Origin of the sequence: Methanocorpusculum petauri (assembly GCF_026891975.1) — an archaeon.
GTDB classification, from domain to species: domain Archaea; phylum Halobacteriota; class Methanomicrobia; order Methanomicrobiales; family Methanocorpusculaceae; genus Methanocorpusculum; species Methanocorpusculum petauri.
In genome coordinates this window covers 1-15,684 of sequence record NZ_JAPTGB010000030.1, presented here as the reverse complement: position 1 = coordinate 15,684, position 15,684 = coordinate 1, and the positions used below count along the sequence as shown (strand labels likewise).

The window sequence follows — 15,684 nt, the reverse complement described above, 5'->3', positions numbered from 1 at the left end:
TCTGTCCGCCGGGATGGTTTCAGGAATCTTTCGTCGTGGATTTCCTTGGAAGAAATATCAGTGAAACTGGTAAAACCACGAAATCAAACGACCCTACAGAGAACACGTACCCGAAGAAATACGAAAAAAATGGGCGTTAAACCCTGTACCCCCGGCGAAAAAGAGACACGGATTGCATTCTGATCTGAATCCCGGTGTTCTTTCAAAGATTGCCTGAATATTTTTGATCATCTTTTTTTCCGGGACGTACTAATTCCGGTTCCCCGGCACCTTTACCAGAGATGCACTTCTACTTCCTCTCCTGCTTCATACCCGTCAACTCCTGCCGGGACCCGGAGATATCCGTCGCTGTGGACGAGGGTATTCAGCAGACCTGACTTTCCCAGACACGGTTTCACCGAGCCGTCCGGACAGAACTTTACCCGGACCAGATCTTCGCGTCCCCGTTCCGACGGGAAACTCATCGAAAGAACCGCCCGGACCACCCGTTCTGCGGCAGTTTCTCCTGTCATTTTCCGCAGCATCGGGGTTACAAACACCTGTGTGATCATATATACCGAAGCCGGATTGCCTGGAAGTCCGATAACCGGGGTATCTTTTGCCGTTCCGATAATTAACGGTTTTCCCGGCGCAACGGAGACTCCATGGATGCGTACGGACCCAAGTTTTGCAATCACCCCTGCCGTTACATCCCGCTCATCTTTGGAGCTGCCGCCCGAGATTACGACAAGATCGCACTCTTCTGCCGCATGCCGCAGTGTTTCGGTCAGTTGTTCGGCCACATCCGGCACAATTCCATAGAACACCGGGACCGCGCCGAAATCACGAAGATATGAAATCAGCAACGTACTGTTCGCATCCCGGATCTGTCCCGTCATTACCTTTGATGCCGGGGGAACCAGTTCATTTCCGGTTGAGATAACGCCGATACGCGGGCGCCGTACCACCGGGACCGGATCAATCCCCAGCGCTGCCAAAATCCCTGTCTCCCGCGCAGAAAGAATCGTACCTTCCTCCAGCACTACCTCTTCACTGGAAATATCCTCATCCAGAATTTCGTTTGGGGAAACGCTGCATTCCTGCAGAACAACCGGTTTTGCAAGCACCCTGCCGCAGACCTCCTCCAGCGGGATCATCTCCTCCGGCAGCCGTACGGCCATTCCCATGAGTGTTTCGGCTGCCGTTTCCGCCGGTACCAGGTGTAAAAACCTGGTTGAACTCATAAAATCCTCCCGCGTCCCGCCTGCGGGTGCGAAACCATCTCGGATATCTCACGCATTATAAGTAACAAAATCGTTTACAAACCACATAATAGTTAGTGTCTGCCAGTCCCCGCAGCAACAACAGATTTTATATGGAAAAAAACGTAGAATATCTCACCGTGAGAGACAGTATTCTTACCGAGCGCCAGAAGACCGTTCTCCAGTGCCGAAAGATGGGGATGACCCAGCAGCAGATCGCTGAAATGCTTCAGACCAACAAATCCAATATCAGTCTCATCGAAAAATCTGCACTCAAAAATGTCCGCATGGCAAAGGATGTCCTTGAGTTTGTGTACTCCATGGATGCCATTCACGTCTGTGTCCTCAAACGGGGAACGGACATCAATCACGCGCCCCAGACTTTGTATGAAGCAGTCCAGCCGCTCGGCATCAAAATTCAGTATGACATCGGTGCGCTTGTCACCCAGATTCGCATCGCGGTTCCGGAAAAACTCCGGGATGCAACTGTTCGATCTGACATTCACATCTATCTCAACGAAACCGGTATTCTCTATATTGGATAACGTATGGACCTGAAGTATGTGCCCACTACCTGTCCCTACTGCGGGACGGGATGCAGTCTTTATCTCGTCGTACGGGACGGCAGCGTCGCCGGTGTCGCTCCATTCACACGTTCTCCCGTCAATGAAGGGAAACTTTGTCCCCGCGGCATATCTTCCTGGAAGTTCGTCAACAGTCCCGACCGCCTGACCCGCCCCCTTATCCGCAAAAACGGCAATCTCATTCCTGTCTCCTGGGACGAGGCAATTTCCTGTATCGCCGAAAAATTCCGGCAGTACCGTCCTTCCGAGTTCTGTGTTCTTTCTTCTCCGCGGACATCCAACGAAGACAACTATGTTATGATGAAGTTTGCCCGGGGTGTCCTGAAAACCAATCACATCGACCACTGTGAACGGCTCTGTCATGCATCCATCGTGGAACCACTCGCCGATTCCTTTGGCTGTCAGGCGATGACCGGCAGTATTCCTGATCTCTCAGACGCCCGGACCATTTTTGTCATCGGTTCCAATGCCTTCGCCCAGCATCCGCTGATCGGCCGCCGGATCGCGCAGGCCCAGAAACGCGGCGCAACCTATATCTGTGCGGATCCCCGGCGAACCTTTACCGGCGATGGAGCAGATCTCCTTCTCCAGTTCCATGCCGGTACCGATGTCCTGCTTCTCAACGGTATCATGCAGGTAATTCTGCAAAACGGATGGGAAAACACTGCTTTTATTGCTGAACGAACCCGGGGATTTGCCGAGTTCAAAAATGTCATCCTGGATCCTGCCTACTCTGTTTCCGCGGTCTCCGCAGAGACCGGAATTCCCGAAGATCACATCAGACGCGCGGCATTCCTCCTTGCCCAGCCGGACTGTACCATTATCTACTCAACCGGTATTACCAAACAAGGGGACAGCGCAGCAAATATCCACAGTATTGCCAATCTCCAGCTGCTGACCGGAAATATCGGTCGTCCGGGAACGGGTATCAGTCCTCTCCGCGGTCAGAACAATATTCAGGGTGCCTGTGACATGGGAGCACAGCCGTTCTATTTCACCGGATATCAGCGTGTTGATGATGCATCTGTCCATAAGAAATTCTCCGATGCCTGGCAGTTCCCCGACGGTATTGCCCCTGCTGTGTGCGGGTATGAGATCACGGAGATGATGGATACCCTGATCTCCGGCAGCGGCGGACTCAAAGCCATGTATATTATGGGGGAAAACCCGGTTCTCTCCGATCTTGATGTAAACCATGCAAAAGCAGCCCTGACCAACCTTGAGTTTCTCGTTGTCCAGGACATTTTCTTCAACGAGACCTGCGAGTTTGCTGATGTTGTACTGCCTGCTGTCTGCTTTGCCGAACGCGACGGTACGCAGACCAATACCGAACGACGGGTACAGCGGTGGCACCGGGCGGCCTCTCCACCGGGAGAGGCAAAAGCCGACTGGCGGATCATCGCTGACATCGCCGCAGCGCTTGGTTATGCGGATCAGTTTTCCTGGACTTCGTACGACGAAATATTTTCCGAGATAGCTTCGCTCACCCCGCAGTATGCAGGCCTCGATTACGGCAGGCTTGAAAACCCCGACGGGATCCAGTGGCCGTGCCCAACCGCCGGTCATCCGGGAACGCCGCATCTATATGCCGACCGGTTTGCAACTGCCGACGGTCTTGGCATCTTTCTTCCTGCCGCGTGGCATCCTCCCGGGGAAACCACGGATACAGAGTATCCGTTCAGATTTACCACCGGTCGCTGCATCTTCCACTGGGATACCGGGACCATGGCACGCAAAAACAGCAGTGCCAAAGATACGAGCTGGGTTGAGATCAACAGTGCAGATGCCGGACGGCTCGGTATCGAATCCGGTGATCCGGTCCGCATCAGCACCCGCGACCGCGAAATTTTTGCTGTTGCCCGGGTTACCACAGAAATTCTGCCGGGTACGCTCTTTATGCCGTCACACTACGTGGAGTTTGAGACGAAAGAACTTGTGCAGAACACGGCAGCCTGCCGTAATGCAGGCAGCGGGCCTGCAAAAATTGAAAAGATCAGGTAAAACAGCCAAACATGCAGTGGCGCAGTTTTATTCCTTCTTTGTTACAGTATTCACCCAGGGACGCGGGTTCAATCCCGTATTTTTTACAGATGGCCTGTGCCTTCGGGCAGGTTATCTCTGATCCGATCTTCTCAGCGGTAAATGCCGCGCGGATTTGTTCGTCAGAACTGGTTACCATGAAAATATCATAGGTGTTTCTTCGCTATATTGTTCGCGGTTTTCCGCAGTACGCCAAAAGAACAGAGAATGTTGCTCGTGGAAATTATTTCTGTTTGATAAAATGATGTTTCTAATGAAACGTCATTACATTTCGTTGGAAGGGTTCATTTAATCAACTATACTCCTTTTATCTCAGAAGTGACATACGAAATATCCCGATGAAGAAAGTATTACCTGTGTTTGGTATGGTTCTTCTGATTGTCGCAGTAATCCTCACTGCCGGGTGTGTGGGCACCCCGGGTCAGGAAACCGGTAATCAGACGGTAACCTCAACTGTAACTGCAACTCCGACCGCGACGCCGACTACCGGGGCGGTACCGGATCAGCTGAAGATCGCAACTACGACGTCCCTGTATGATACCGGTCTTCTCGACTCCGTGCAGGATTATTATCTGGAAACCTACAACGTTGATCTTCTGATTACGTCCCAGGGAACCGGTAAAGCAATCGAGTCCGCCAAGAACGGCGACGTTGATGTCCTTTTAGTCCACTCTCCCTCTCAGGAAGCCGCATTTATTGATGACGGATATGGTGTCAACCACCGTGGTATCGCCTACAACTACTTCCTGATCGTTGGTCCAGAGTCCGACCCGGCAGGTATCAAAGGCATGACTCCGGAAGAGGGTCTCACCACGCTGAAGAACCTTGGCGAGTCCGGCGAGAGCAACGTTATCTTCGTCTCCCGCGGCGACAACTCCGGAACGCATTCTGCAGAGAAGAACATCTGGAAGGCAGCAGGCTTCAACTACACCGCAGACATCAGCGGCAACCCGGGTACCTGGTACATTGAAACCGGATCCGGTATGGGCGACACCCTGACCATCGCCGGTCAGAAGCAGGCATACACCCTGACTGATGAAGCTACGTTCCTGACCTACAAGAACAACAACAACCTCCAGCTTGTTCCGATTATTGATGAAGGCGCGTCTCTCCTGAACCGCTACACCGTCATGACCATCAACCCGGAGAAGTATCCAAACACCAACGTGAAGGCTGCAACCGACTTTACCAACTGGCTCATCTCCAAAGAGGGTCAGAAGTTTATTGGTGACTACGGTACCGAGACCTATGGCAAATCCCTGTTTGTCCCGATGAGTTCTCTTGCCGACAGTACGGTTCCGCCGTTCAGCATCGACTGTTCGACGCCGGTGACGGTTCCGACTGTTGCAACTGCATAAATCTCCACTTATTTTTTCTTTTTCCGGCAACGTACGTGGTGAGTGATGGACGAGATCATTAGCGGTATCATTGAAGCGTTTCATCTGATTGTTACTCTGGATCCCGAGGTCATGGAGATCGCCCAGCGAAGTCTGACCGTCTCGATGGAGGCAACAATCATTGCTGCCCTGATTGCAATCCCGCTTGGCGCGATTATTTACTACTTTTCGTTCCGGGGGAAACGGATCGTGATTGGAACGATTCAGACTCTGTATGCACTGCCGACGGTTCTGGTTGGTCTTCTGGTGTACCTGCTGGTTTCCAATGCGGGACCGCTTGGGATGTTCCGGATGTTGTACACAACGAACGCGATGGTGTTTGCGCAGGTACTGTTGATTATTCCTATCATTGCCGGTCTTACGATTGCCGGACTTTCCAGTCTTGATAAAGAGCTGAAGTACACGATTCAGTCACTGAATGCGAGTGCATTTCAGGCGGTTGCAACTCTGTGCCGGGAAGCAAAGTTTGCCATTATGTCCGGCGTTCTGCTTGCATTCGGCCGGGCGATTGCCGAGGTCGGTGCAGTGATGATGGTCGGCGGGAATATCCGTCATTTTACTCGTACTCTGACTACGGCAATTTCGCTGAATACGTCAATGGGTGAGTTCGCGACCTCTATTGCGCTCGGTATTATTCTGTTGTCCATTGCGCTGATCGTGAACTTCGGCATGAATCTGATTCAGACCCGTCATATGGGAGGAGAAAAGGATGTCTGAGGAGCAGGTGGTGGGTCTTGATCGTATTACCCGGGTGTATGGAGAGAAACGGGCTTTGGACGAGGTCAGTCTGTCCGTTTTTCGCGGGGAGATTCTTGCGGTCATTGGTCCTTCCGGTGCAGGTAAAAGTACGCTGATGCGGATCTGCGATATGCTTGAGGAGCCGAGTTCCGGTGAGGTTACGCTGTTTGGTATGCCGGTCATGAAGAAAACCCGCAAAATTCTTCGGGAACGGGTAGGTATCCTGTTCCAGAAGACCGTGTTGTTTGATCGCAGTGTTGCCGATAATGTCGGGATTGGTCTGCGGTATCGCGGTTGTTCTCGTGATGATATCAATGGTCGTGTGGCGGAATGCCTGAAAAGTCTGGGTATGGAGGAGTACGGATGCCGGAGTGCCCGGACCCTGTCAGGCGGGGAGGGGCAGCGGATAGCGTTTGCCCGGGTGCTGCTGACTGGTCCGGATCTTCTGTTACTTGATGAGCCGACGGCGAATCTCGATCCTCTTGCGACGAAGATGCTGGAGGATATGATCCGTACCGAGAATGCGCAACACAATACGACCATTATTCTCAATACGCATGATCAGAGTCAGGGTATGCGGCTTGCCGACCGGATTGCGGTACTGATGGATGGGAAAATTGTGCAGACCGGTACGCCGGACGAGGTGTTTTATCATCCTGCAACTGTTGCGGCTGCCCGGTTTGTCGGGTTTCAGACACTGATTGAGGGGTCGGTGCTGACCGTTGCGGAAGGCTGTGCCACCGTGAGTACGGGTGCCGGGCTGATCCGTGCACCCGCCGGATCCGTGCGTTCCGGCGATGCGGTGACTGTTGCGCTCCGCAGCGAAGAGATCACTGTTTCCCTTTCCGGTACGGGTACTCCGGGTTCCGGAGAAGGTGTTTCCGGTACGGTCTGTTCGGTTCGAAAACTCGGGCCGGTGATCGAGATTACTGCTGACTGCGGTGTTTTGATCACTGCCCTGGTTCCTGCCCGTCAGCATGTTGCTGATGTGTTTGCTGCGGGGACCCGGGTGCATCTTTCCTGGCAGGTATCTCAGGTACATCTGATTTCCGGTTGAGGGAGAGCGAGACCTGCGCGTTTCGGATGGAAACCCGTAACCTGTTCTTTTTTCTGAACTATGTATACTGATTAATTGTAATTAGTTTACTCTTGGAAATTCCGTTTGTTATGTTGATTGTATTATATTGATTTAATACCTAAGTTATCCAAAAAAGATTAATGTATCCCCGCCCGAAGCTATATACGTGGACTTTGGTAACCTATGTATTGACTATACGCCTACCAGCGTTGGTTATGTCTCCTGAAAGGAGCATGGAGCAGTCATCAACAGCGGTCTTTCGGACTTTCAACTTGGCACGTTGTTCATGCGGTACCAGATACCACATGCATCAAAGTTCCGTGGACATGTTGATATGCGGGTCGATGGTAATCGTCGGGATGGTCAGCCAAAACTACAGAAGCCTCGAACGGGAAGTGAGTACTCTGTAACTCATCGGTGAAAAATATATCGACACTACCCCATCAGACCCAACAGCAGAGGACAAATCCGGCCCTGAGCCGGATTTGTCCTTTCGCTCCGGTCAAAATGTATGTTGATACCGCTGCAACTGGAACCGTTTCCGGGTAGATACCTTCGTTTTCTGCTTCCCGCATCAATGAGACAACGATGATGTTGTGCCAGACCCAAGCCCAGAGAATCCGTCTTTTGCAGTTTTATCGTATCAATCGTATTGCATTTTGAAACATATCTCTCGTATAAACTCTCCGGAGAGGATGATTTACTTGACAAAAATAACCGTAAACCTGATTACCGGCAGGACGATCCAGCAGGGTGTCTCTATGGAAGCAGGTAAGGAAAAAGAGGATTACATGAAATCCTGCGGCATTATTGAGCTGGACGCAGCTGATATTGCCCAACTTGGTATCTGGAAGAACAGTAATGTTCGGGTCTCAAGCGACTTCGGTACTGTTGTGGTTAAAGCCATTCCCACGACGCAGGGACCGCATCCGGGTCTTGCCTGGATTCCAATGGGACCCTGGGCCAACATGGTGGTTGATACGAATACCTACTCAACCGGTATGCCGACCTTTAAAGGAACGCGTGTTACCGTTGAACCTGCCGAGAATGAAAAAGTGCTCAGTTCCATCGATCTGGTACTTGTTGCCTGCGGTGATAAGGAGTGAGTGTTGTATGACGAAACTGGTAACTGATATTATCTGCCCGTTCTGCGGGACGCTGTGCGATGACATTGAGGTTGAGGTCAGCGATGACGGAAAACAGATCCTCAAAGTGATGAATGCCTGTGCCATTGGTGCGGAGAAGTTTCTGCACGCCCAGTCTCCGGACAGAATTGTCCGTCCCCGCATGAAGCAGGAGGACGGCAGCTGGAAGGAGGTCACGTATGACGAAGCCGCACAGTACACGGCAAAGATTTTGTGCGATGCGAAAAAACCGCTGATGTACGGCTGGTCGTCCACTTCCTGCGAAGCCCAGGCAACCGGTCATATGATCGCCGAGCTGGTCGGCGGTATTGTGGACAACACGGCAACCGTCTGCCACGGTCCGTCCCTGATTGCGGTGCATGATGTGGGTATTCCGTCCTGTACTCTGGGAGAGGTCAAGAACCGTGCGGACCGTGTGATTTTCTGGGGATGCAACCCGGCACACGCCCACCCCCGCCACATGTCCCGGTACTCCATCTTCAGCCGCGGTTTCTTTACGACGAAAGGTTCGAAGAGCAGAAAGGTCATTGTGGTCGATCCGCGTCCGACCGATACTGCTTCAGTCGCCGATTATCATGTACAGGTTGAGCAGGGCCGCGACTACGAACTGCTTGATGCGATGCGTGTTGCCTTACAGGAAGGACCGCTGCCGGAGACGGTTGCCGGTGTTCCGAAAGAGAAGATCTATGAGCTTGCACGCCTCCTGAAGAGCGGCCGGTTTGTGACGATCTTCTTTGGTATGGGTGTGACCCATTCCCTTGGGAAGAACCACAACATCGATATCGCTATTGCGCTGACGTCGGATCTGAACAAATACACAAAAGCTGCGATTATTCCAATGCGGGGCCATTACAATGTGACCGGTTCCGGACAGGTGCTCGGCTGGCAGTTCGGGTTCCCGTTCTGTGTGGATCTGTCCCGCGGATTTGCCCGGTACAATCCCGGTGAGAGCAGTGCCAATGATCTCCTGATGCGTGGCGAGGTGGATGCAAGCTTCGTTATCGGGAGTGATCCGGGTTCCCACTTCCCCTTTAAGTCTGTCAAAAAGATTCACGATCTTCCATCGGTCTGTATCGATCCCCATATGACGCCGACCGTGGCAGTCTCCAAATGTCATGTGCCGGTTGCACTTGTGGGTATTGAGATCGGCGGCTCCTGCTACCGTATGGATAATGTTCCGATTGAATCACGCAAAGTCGTTGACCCGCCGGCAGGAATGCTGACCGACGGCGAGTTCCTCGAACTGGTGCTCGCAGAGGTTAAACGCATCAAAGGAGTTGCAGCATGACGGAAATTCTGATTAAAAACGGATTTGTCTTTGATCCTGTTCAGGGAATCAACGGAGACAAGAAAGATATTGCAATTAAAGACGGCGTTATTGTTGAGTCTGTCTCCAGTGCTGCAAAGGTTATCGATGCGTCCGGTATGACGGTTATGGCCGGTGGTGTGGACATTCACTCCCATGTTGCCGGAGCAAAGGTCAACGTCGGACGGAATTTCCGCCCTGAGGATAAGCTCCAGGCGGTCTATGAGCCGGCCCGTGGTGTCCGTCATATGGCCGGCGGCAATTCGGTGCCGACGGTGTTCAAGACCGCATACAAATATGCCGATATGGGATACACCACGGTTATGGAGGCTGCCATGCCGCCGCTGTATGCCCGCCACACTCATGAGGAGATGCGGGATACCCCGATCATTGATCAGGCGGCACTTCCACTGTTCGGCAACAACTGGTTCATTCTGGAGTACCTGAAAAACGGTGAGATGGACAATGCAACCGCGTACATTTCCTGGCTTCTGCGCAGTACCAAAGGTTACGGCATTAAATGCGTGAACCCCGGAGGAACCGAGGCATGGGCATGGGGTCTGAACTGTATGACCATCAATGATCCTGTCCCGTACTTTGAGATCACCCCCAAAGAGATCGTTGCCGGTCTGATTGCAGCAAACGAGGCGCTGCACCTGCCGCACTCCCTGCATCTGCATGGGAACAATCTCGGTAATCCGGGCAACTATCAGACTACGCTTGATACGCTGAAGATCGCCGAGGGCTTTAAGCCGAACAACACCTTCGGCCGGGATCAGGTTCTGCACCACACCCATATTCAGTTCCACTCCTACGGCGGAACAACGTGGGCGGACTTTGAGTCCAAAGGCGCAGAGGTCATGGACTACATCAACAAGAATCCGCAGCTGACCTGTGATATCGGCTTTGTTACGCTGGACGAGACGACGACGATGACCGGTGACGGTCCGTTTGAGTACCATCTGACTGCACTGAATCACCTGAAGTGGGCAAACACGGATGTTGAGGTTGAGTGCGGTTCCGGTATTGTGCCGTACGTGTACAGCAAAGACATCTATGTCTGCGGTGTGCAGTGGTCAATCGGTCTGGAGATGGCGCTCCTTGCAAAGGATCACATGCGCTGCTATCTGACCACCGATCACCCGAATGCAGGTCCCTTTACCCGTTATCCGCGGGTGATGAAGTGGCTGATGAGCGAGAAGGCTCGTGATGAGGTCTTTGCTTCGATGAAGAGCGAGGACAAGGTCCGCGACAGATCGACGCTGGGCGGTATTGACCGTGAGCTGACGCTGTACGAGATTGCGATGATGACCCGTGCGGGAACTGCAAAGGCCCTTGGTTTTGGCGGCAAGCTCGGTGGTCTTGTACCCGGTATGCAGGCAGATGTTGCGGTGTATCCGTACAATCCGGAGACGGAGTCCGATCCCGAACAGATTGAGTGGGCATTTTCGAATGCGAAGTACCTGATTAAGTCCGGTGAGGTCATTATCAATGATTCCGAGATCGTCAGCAACGGAAACAAACAGACCTACTGGGTTGATGTCAAGACCAAGGCAAGTACGCAGGTTGAGCATGATCTTTCCGAGATGTTCCGGAAGTACTACACGGTCAGCGAGCGGAATTACGAGGTTGAGGAGAAGTCCTTTATGAAGAACCCGAACGTCATTGCGATTGACGCAACACTGTGAGGCGAAGAATGAATACTGTAACTATTACCATTACAAAACAGCCGGAGCTGTTTATCGAAGCCGAGTGTTTTACGCCGGATGCAATAGCAGGTAAGACTGCAGAGCAGATTGCCGAGCTGCCGGTTCATATCGGCAGGACGACCGAGAAGGTCGGTGACTACTTTACGGTTGAGGGCAATGCCGGTGAGACTGCGGCGGATACGAAGCTGGTTGTCGCAGGCGATCTGACCCGCGTGAAGTATATCGGATCGAAGATGTCGGCAGGCGAGGTTGTGATCAACGGCGATGCGGATATGTACGTCGGTGCGTGGATGACCGGCGGGAAGATCACGGCAAACGGCAGCATCGGCCACTTTGCGGCAACGTCTATGGCGGGCGGCGAGATTGTCGTGAACGGTAATGCCGGAAACTATCTGGCAGCATCGTACCGCGGCGACTGGCGCGGTATGAGCGGCGGAAAGATCACAGTGAACGGCAATGTCGGTTCTGACTGTGGGACGTTTATGCTCGGCGGTGAGATCATTGTCGGCGGCAATATTGATGTGCATGTAATGACCCATGCGGACGGGGGCCGGATCGTTATCCTCGGCAATGCAAAGAGCCGGCTTGGGGGTCAGGCTTCCCGCGGTGAGATGTATGTGTTCGGTACCGTTGATGTGATGATGCCGGGCTATGCATATGCCCGTGACGAGGAGCTTGAGGTCTGTGGTACGAAGGCAGTGTTTGCTGTCTATCACGGAGATCTCGGTGAACGTCACCCGACCCGGAAGGGCGAGACGGTGTATGCAAAGCTGTATCTGAAGAAGTAATGTCTGCTTCTTCTCCTTTTTTTTGTGATTGTTTTTTCGGAAACAACCCGGGAAAACCGGTTATCTTCCTGCGCCGGCAGATACATGCCCCGCTGGTTTCTGTGTGCCGCAGGCTGGGTTCAAACCCACCGTTAATCTACAAAACATCCTGATTTTCTGCGCGAATTTCTTCCGGGCGCGGAACCGGCAACGGACGTAAAAAATACAAAAAAGATTTACAAATTTTGTTCGTCATCCCAATTAACTAAACTCATCTGAATGAAGATGTATGAGTAAACTAAACCAAATTTATTTTTATGTTTTTTACTTAACATTCACCAACCTTAATATGTCGTGTTTGAAACCTTTACTATAGATGAGGTTTTGAAAAATGACGGACCTGAAATTTGTTCCGACAACCTGTCCCTACTGTGGAACAGGCTGTTCTTTTAACCTCGTTGTCAAAGACGGCAAAGTCGTGGGCACTGCCCCGTCCCAGCGGTCTCCTGTCAACGAAGGCAAACTCTGTCCGAAAGGCATGTACGCCTTTGAGTTCATCAATTCACCCGACCGGCTTACTCACCCGATGATTCGCAAGAACGGTGAGCTTGTTCAGGTTTCCTGGGATGAGGCAACGACGTATATTGCAGAGAATCTGAAGAAGTACAAGCCTTCGGAGCGCTGTGCTCTGTCCTCTGCCCGTGCTTCCAATGAGGACAACTATGTGATGATGAAGTTCGCCCGTGGTGTGTTAAAGACGAACCACATCGACCACTGTGCACGTCTGTGCCACTCTTCAACGGTCGCAGGTCTTGCGGGTTCGTTTGGTTCCGGTGCAATGACCAACAGCATCCCGGATATTGCCGAGGCAAAGTGTGTGTTCATTATCGGTTCCAACACGTTTGAGCAGCACCCGCTGATCGGGCGCCGTGAGGTTATGGCAAAGAAGAACGGTGCAAAGTACATCTACGCCGATCCGCGCCGCACTCACACAAGCAGTCCGGCAGATCTGTTCTTACAGTTCCACTCCGGAACTGATGTTGCTCTGCTGAACGGTCTGATGCAGATTATCATCAAGAACGGCTGGGAAGACAAAGAGTTCATTGAGAAACGTACCAAAGGCTACGAGGATCTCAAGAAGATTGTGATGAAGGAGGAGTACTCCGTTGAAAACGTTGCCAAGATTACCGGTCTTGAACCCAAAGACATTGAGACAGCGGCAGACTGGATCGCCAACAACGGCCCGACTGCTCTGATCTACTCGATGGGTATTACCCAGCACACGGTTGGTGTGGACAACGTGCATGCATGTGCCAACCTGCAGATGCTGACCGGCAATCTCGGTAAGCGTGGTGCAGGTGTGAACCCGCTGCGTGGCCAGAACAATGTGCAGGGTGCCTGTGATATGGGTGCACTGCCGGTGAACTTCAGCGGATACCAGAAGGTTACGGATCCTGCAAACCACAAGAAGTTTGAGGATGCCTGGAAGTTCCCGGACGGAATCGCTCCGGCGGAGAACGGTTATGAGGTTACGATCATGATGAATGTCTTAACCGATAACCCCGGCGAGCTGAAAGCCATGTACATCATGGGTGAGAACCCGCTTCTGTCCGATCCGGATATCAACCACGTGAAAGAGGCATTTGAGAACCTTGAGTTTGTGGTGGTGCAGGATATTTTCTATAATGAGACCTGCGAGTATGCGGATGTGATTTTACCTGCGGTCTGCTTTGCAGAGCGTGATGGTACGCAGACGAATACGGAACGCCGTGTTCAGCGCTGGCACAAGGCTGTTGACGGACCCGGAGAGTCGAAGTACGACTGGGAGATTCTGTCTATGGTTGCTGCCAAGATGGGCTATGCCGATCAGTTTGCCTGGAAGTCGTTCTCTGAGGTCTTTGATGAGATCGCCGAGGTTACGCCACAGTACCATGGTATGAGCTATGCACGTCTGGAGAGCGCGGATGGTCTGCACTGGCCGTGCAAGACTCCCGAGGATCCGGGAACCCCGGTTCTGCACACACAGAAGTTCCTGACCGCAGACGGACTTGGTGTGTTCTTCCCGGCTGACTGGCAGCCGCCGGCAGAGGTGCCGGATGATGAGTATCCGTTCCAGTTTACGACCGGACGCTGTCTGTTCCACTGGCATACCGGTACGATGACCCGCCGTTCCGAGACACTCGACAAAGAGGTTCCGACCGGCTGGATTGAGATCAACTCCGAGGATGCGGCAGCACTGGGTATTCACGATGGTGAGATGGTTCGCGCAATTACCCGCCGTGATTCCCTGAAGGTTGCGGCCCGTGTCACGCCGACGATTAAGAAGGGTACGACGTTTATGCCGTTCCACTTCATCGAGTGCCCGGCAAACCTGCTGACCCACAATGCACTGGATCCGGTCTGTAAGATTCCGGAGTACAAGGCATGTGCTATGAAGATTGAGAAGATTACGGAGGCCTGAAAATGTCTGCAAAAGGCGATATGTTCTATGCATGGGCAAACCAGTCTGCATGCCCGGTAAAGGGTGAGTGCGGCGGTGCAGTTACGGCAATTCTCTCGTACATGCTTGACAACAACGTTGTTGATGCAGTGCTGACGGTTGCTAAGGGCCGTGACCTCTATGAGGCTGTGCCGGTTCTGGTGCACAGCTCCGAGGAGCTGGCAAAGACGGCAGGGTCGCTGCACTGTGGTACGGTTCTTCTGCCGAAGCTGATTAAGAAGTATCTTGACGGTGCCCGCGAGATGAAGATCGCAGTTACCTGCAAGGGCTGTGATGCAAAGGCAATGTATGAGCTTGCAAAGCGGAACCAGATCAATATGGATAATATTTTCATGATTGGTCTGAACTGCGGCGGTTCGGTGTCGCCGATTACGGCACGCACGATGATTGCCGAGAAGTATGGTCTGAACCCTGATGATATCGTCAAAGAGGAGATCGATAAGGGTCAGTTCATTGTGATCACGAAGGACGGCGAGCACAAAGGCATCTCTATTGAGGAGCTGGAGGAGCAGGGTCTTGGCCGCAGAACGAACTGTCACCGCTGTGAGACGAAGATTCCGCGCCAGGCGGATCTTGCCTGCGGTAACTGGGGTGTCATTGGTGAGAAGGCCGGTAAGGCTACGTTTGTGGAGGTCTGTTCGGAGAAGGGTGCGGCAATTTTTGATGCAGCGGCAAAGGCCGGTGTTATTGAGACGGCTGCGCCTGAGGCGAAGGGTCTTGAGATTCGCGGGAAGATCGAGAACGTGATGATCAAGATGGGCAAGAAGAATCAGGAGAAGCAGTTTGCAGCTCTTGGTACCGGAACCGAGCGTCTGAACTATATCATGGCAGAGTCAAGCCGCTGCATTAAGTGTTACGGCTGTATTGAGAACTGTCCGATCTGTTACTGTGTGGAGTGTTCGACGAAGAAGCCGCATCTGGTGCGCCCCGGACGGATTCCGCCGGACTTTATGTTCCAGATGATCCGCTTTGCCCATATTGCGGACTCCTGTATCAACTGTGGTCAGTGCGAGGAGCTGTGTCCGATGAACATTCCGAACTCGCTCTTTATGCATGCACAGCAGGTGGAGCTGGAGAAGATGTTCGGTCACACGCCGGGTTACGATATGACGATGCCGGTCCTTTCCTATGCTGAGGAGATGGATGAGCGTGCACGTCTGAATGCAACCGGTTCGGATA

13 protein-coding genes are annotated in these 15,684 nt (G+C 52.6%); 11 read left to right on the top strand and 2 right to left on the bottom strand.

Going from position 1 to position 15,684, the window contains the following annotated elements; all coding sequences use genetic code 11:
* Nucleotides 1–272 precede the first annotated feature (272 nt).
* Nucleotides 273–1,223 carry a molybdopterin-binding protein gene (locus O0S10_RS10110; RefSeq protein ID WP_268925763.1) on the bottom strand — a complete coding sequence of 317 codons (951 nt, stop codon included), beginning with the start codon at nucleotides 1,221–1,223 and terminating at the stop codon, nucleotides 273–275.
* Between the two features lie 158 nt (nucleotides 1,224–1,381).
* Here O0S10_RS10110 and O0S10_RS10105 point away from each other — a divergent pair, with 158 nt between their 5' ends.
* The gene (locus tag O0S10_RS10105) at nucleotides 1,382–1,786 is read left to right on the top strand and encodes a Tfx family DNA-binding protein (protein ID WP_268925762.1); all 405 of its coding nucleotides are present in this window, start codon (nucleotides 1,382–1,384) and stop codon (nucleotides 1,784–1,786) included.
* Between the two features lie 3 nt (nucleotides 1,787–1,789).
* Nucleotides 1,790–3,826, top strand: coding sequence for a formate dehydrogenase subunit alpha (fdhF, locus tag O0S10_RS10100; RefSeq protein WP_268925761.1), 2,037 nt, complete (start codon nucleotides 1,790–1,792; stop codon nucleotides 3,824–3,826).
* On the opposite strand, the gene O0S10_RS10095 is transcribed toward fdhF (O0S10_RS10100), so the two are convergent.
* Nucleotides 3,819–4,004, bottom strand: coding sequence for a hypothetical protein (locus O0S10_RS10095; RefSeq protein ID WP_268925760.1), 186 nt, complete (start codon nucleotides 4,002–4,004; stop codon nucleotides 3,819–3,821). The two genes, fdhF (O0S10_RS10100) and O0S10_RS10095, sit on opposite strands and share 8 nt — an antisense overlap.
* Nucleotides 4,005–4,203: 199 nt before the next feature.
* Here O0S10_RS10095 and O0S10_RS10090 point away from each other — a divergent pair, with 199 nt between their 5' ends.
* From O0S10_RS10090 to O0S10_RS10050, 9 genes are all read left to right on the top strand, one after another.
* On the top strand, nucleotides 4,204–5,223 hold the full coding sequence (locus tag O0S10_RS10090; RefSeq protein WP_268925759.1) for an ABC transporter substrate-binding protein: 1,020 nt from the start codon (nucleotides 4,204–4,206) through the stop codon (nucleotides 5,221–5,223).
* 45 nt (nucleotides 5,224–5,268) lie between these two features.
* Entirely contained in the window at nucleotides 5,269–5,979 is a 711-nt protein-coding gene (locus O0S10_RS10085; protein WP_268925758.1) for an ABC transporter permease, read from the top strand.
* A complete protein-coding gene (locus tag O0S10_RS10080; protein WP_268925757.1) occupies nucleotides 5,972–7,057 on the top strand; it encodes an ABC transporter ATP-binding protein in 1,086 nt (361 codons plus the stop codon). The genes O0S10_RS10085 and O0S10_RS10080 overlap by 8 nt, the downstream gene beginning before the upstream one ends.
* 725 nt (nucleotides 7,058–7,782) lie before the next feature.
* Nucleotides 7,783–8,184 (top strand): molybdopterin dinucleotide binding domain-containing protein, encoded by a 402-nt coding sequence (locus O0S10_RS10075; RefSeq protein ID WP_268925756.1) that lies wholly within the window; start codon nucleotides 7,783–7,785, stop codon nucleotides 8,182–8,184.
* 7 nt (nucleotides 8,185–8,191) lie between these two features.
* Complete coding sequence (locus tag O0S10_RS10070; protein WP_268925755.1) at nucleotides 8,192–9,511, top strand: formylmethanofuran dehydrogenase subunit B; 1,320 nt, start codon at nucleotides 8,192–8,194, stop codon at nucleotides 9,509–9,511.
* Nucleotides 9,508–11,217 (top strand): formylmethanofuran dehydrogenase subunit A, encoded by a 1,710-nt coding sequence (locus O0S10_RS10065; RefSeq protein WP_268925754.1) that lies wholly within the window; start codon nucleotides 9,508–9,510, stop codon nucleotides 11,215–11,217. Before O0S10_RS10070 ends, O0S10_RS10065 begins: the two co-directional genes overlap by 4 nt.
* 8 nt (nucleotides 11,218–11,225) lie before the next feature.
* Nucleotides 11,226–12,026: a formylmethanofuran dehydrogenase subunit C gene (locus O0S10_RS10060; RefSeq protein ID WP_268925753.1), complete on the top strand. Its 801-nt coding sequence runs from the start codon at nucleotides 11,226–11,228 to the stop codon at nucleotides 12,024–12,026.
* Between the two features lie 370 nt (nucleotides 12,027–12,396).
* Nucleotides 12,397–14,466, top strand: a complete 2,070-nt coding sequence (gene fdhF / locus O0S10_RS10055) for a formate dehydrogenase subunit alpha (RefSeq protein WP_268925752.1) — start codon at nucleotides 12,397–12,399, stop codon at nucleotides 14,464–14,466.
* Nucleotides 14,467–14,468: 2 nt separating this feature from the next.
* Nucleotides 14,469–15,684: Coenzyme F420 hydrogenase/dehydrogenase, beta subunit C-terminal domain (locus O0S10_RS10050; RefSeq protein ID WP_268925750.1), on the top strand; the 1,216-nt coding region annotated here is incomplete at its 3' end.

Coding starts and splice junctions, on each gene's coding strand:
- fdhF (WP_268925752.1), top strand. CDS start 12,397: ATGACGGACCTGAAATTTGTTCCGACAACCTGTCCCTACTGTGGAACA.
- O0S10_RS10095 (WP_268925760.1), bottom strand. CDS start 4,004: ATGGTAACCAGTTCTGACGAACAAATCCGCGCGGCATTTACCGCTGAG.
- O0S10_RS10065 (WP_268925754.1), top strand. CDS start 9,508: ATGACGGAAATTCTGATTAAAAACGGATTTGTCTTTGATCCTGTTCAG.
- O0S10_RS10085 (WP_268925758.1), top strand. CDS start 5,269: ATGGACGAGATCATTAGCGGTATCATTGAAGCGTTTCATCTGATTGTT.
- O0S10_RS10110 (WP_268925763.1), bottom strand. CDS start 1,223: ATGAGTTCAACCAGGTTTTTACACCTGGTACCGGCGGAAACGGCAGCC.
- O0S10_RS10060 (WP_268925753.1), top strand. CDS start 11,226: ATGAATACTGTAACTATTACCATTACAAAACAGCCGGAGCTGTTTATC.
- fdhF (WP_268925761.1), top strand. CDS start 1,790: ATGGACCTGAAGTATGTGCCCACTACCTGTCCCTACTGCGGGACGGGA.
- O0S10_RS10070 (WP_268925755.1), top strand. CDS start 8,192: ATGACGAAACTGGTAACTGATATTATCTGCCCGTTCTGCGGGACGCTG.
- O0S10_RS10090 (WP_268925759.1), top strand. CDS start 4,204: ATGAAGAAAGTATTACCTGTGTTTGGTATGGTTCTTCTGATTGTCGCA.
- O0S10_RS10080 (WP_268925757.1), top strand. CDS start 5,972: ATGTCTGAGGAGCAGGTGGTGGGTCTTGATCGTATTACCCGGGTGTAT.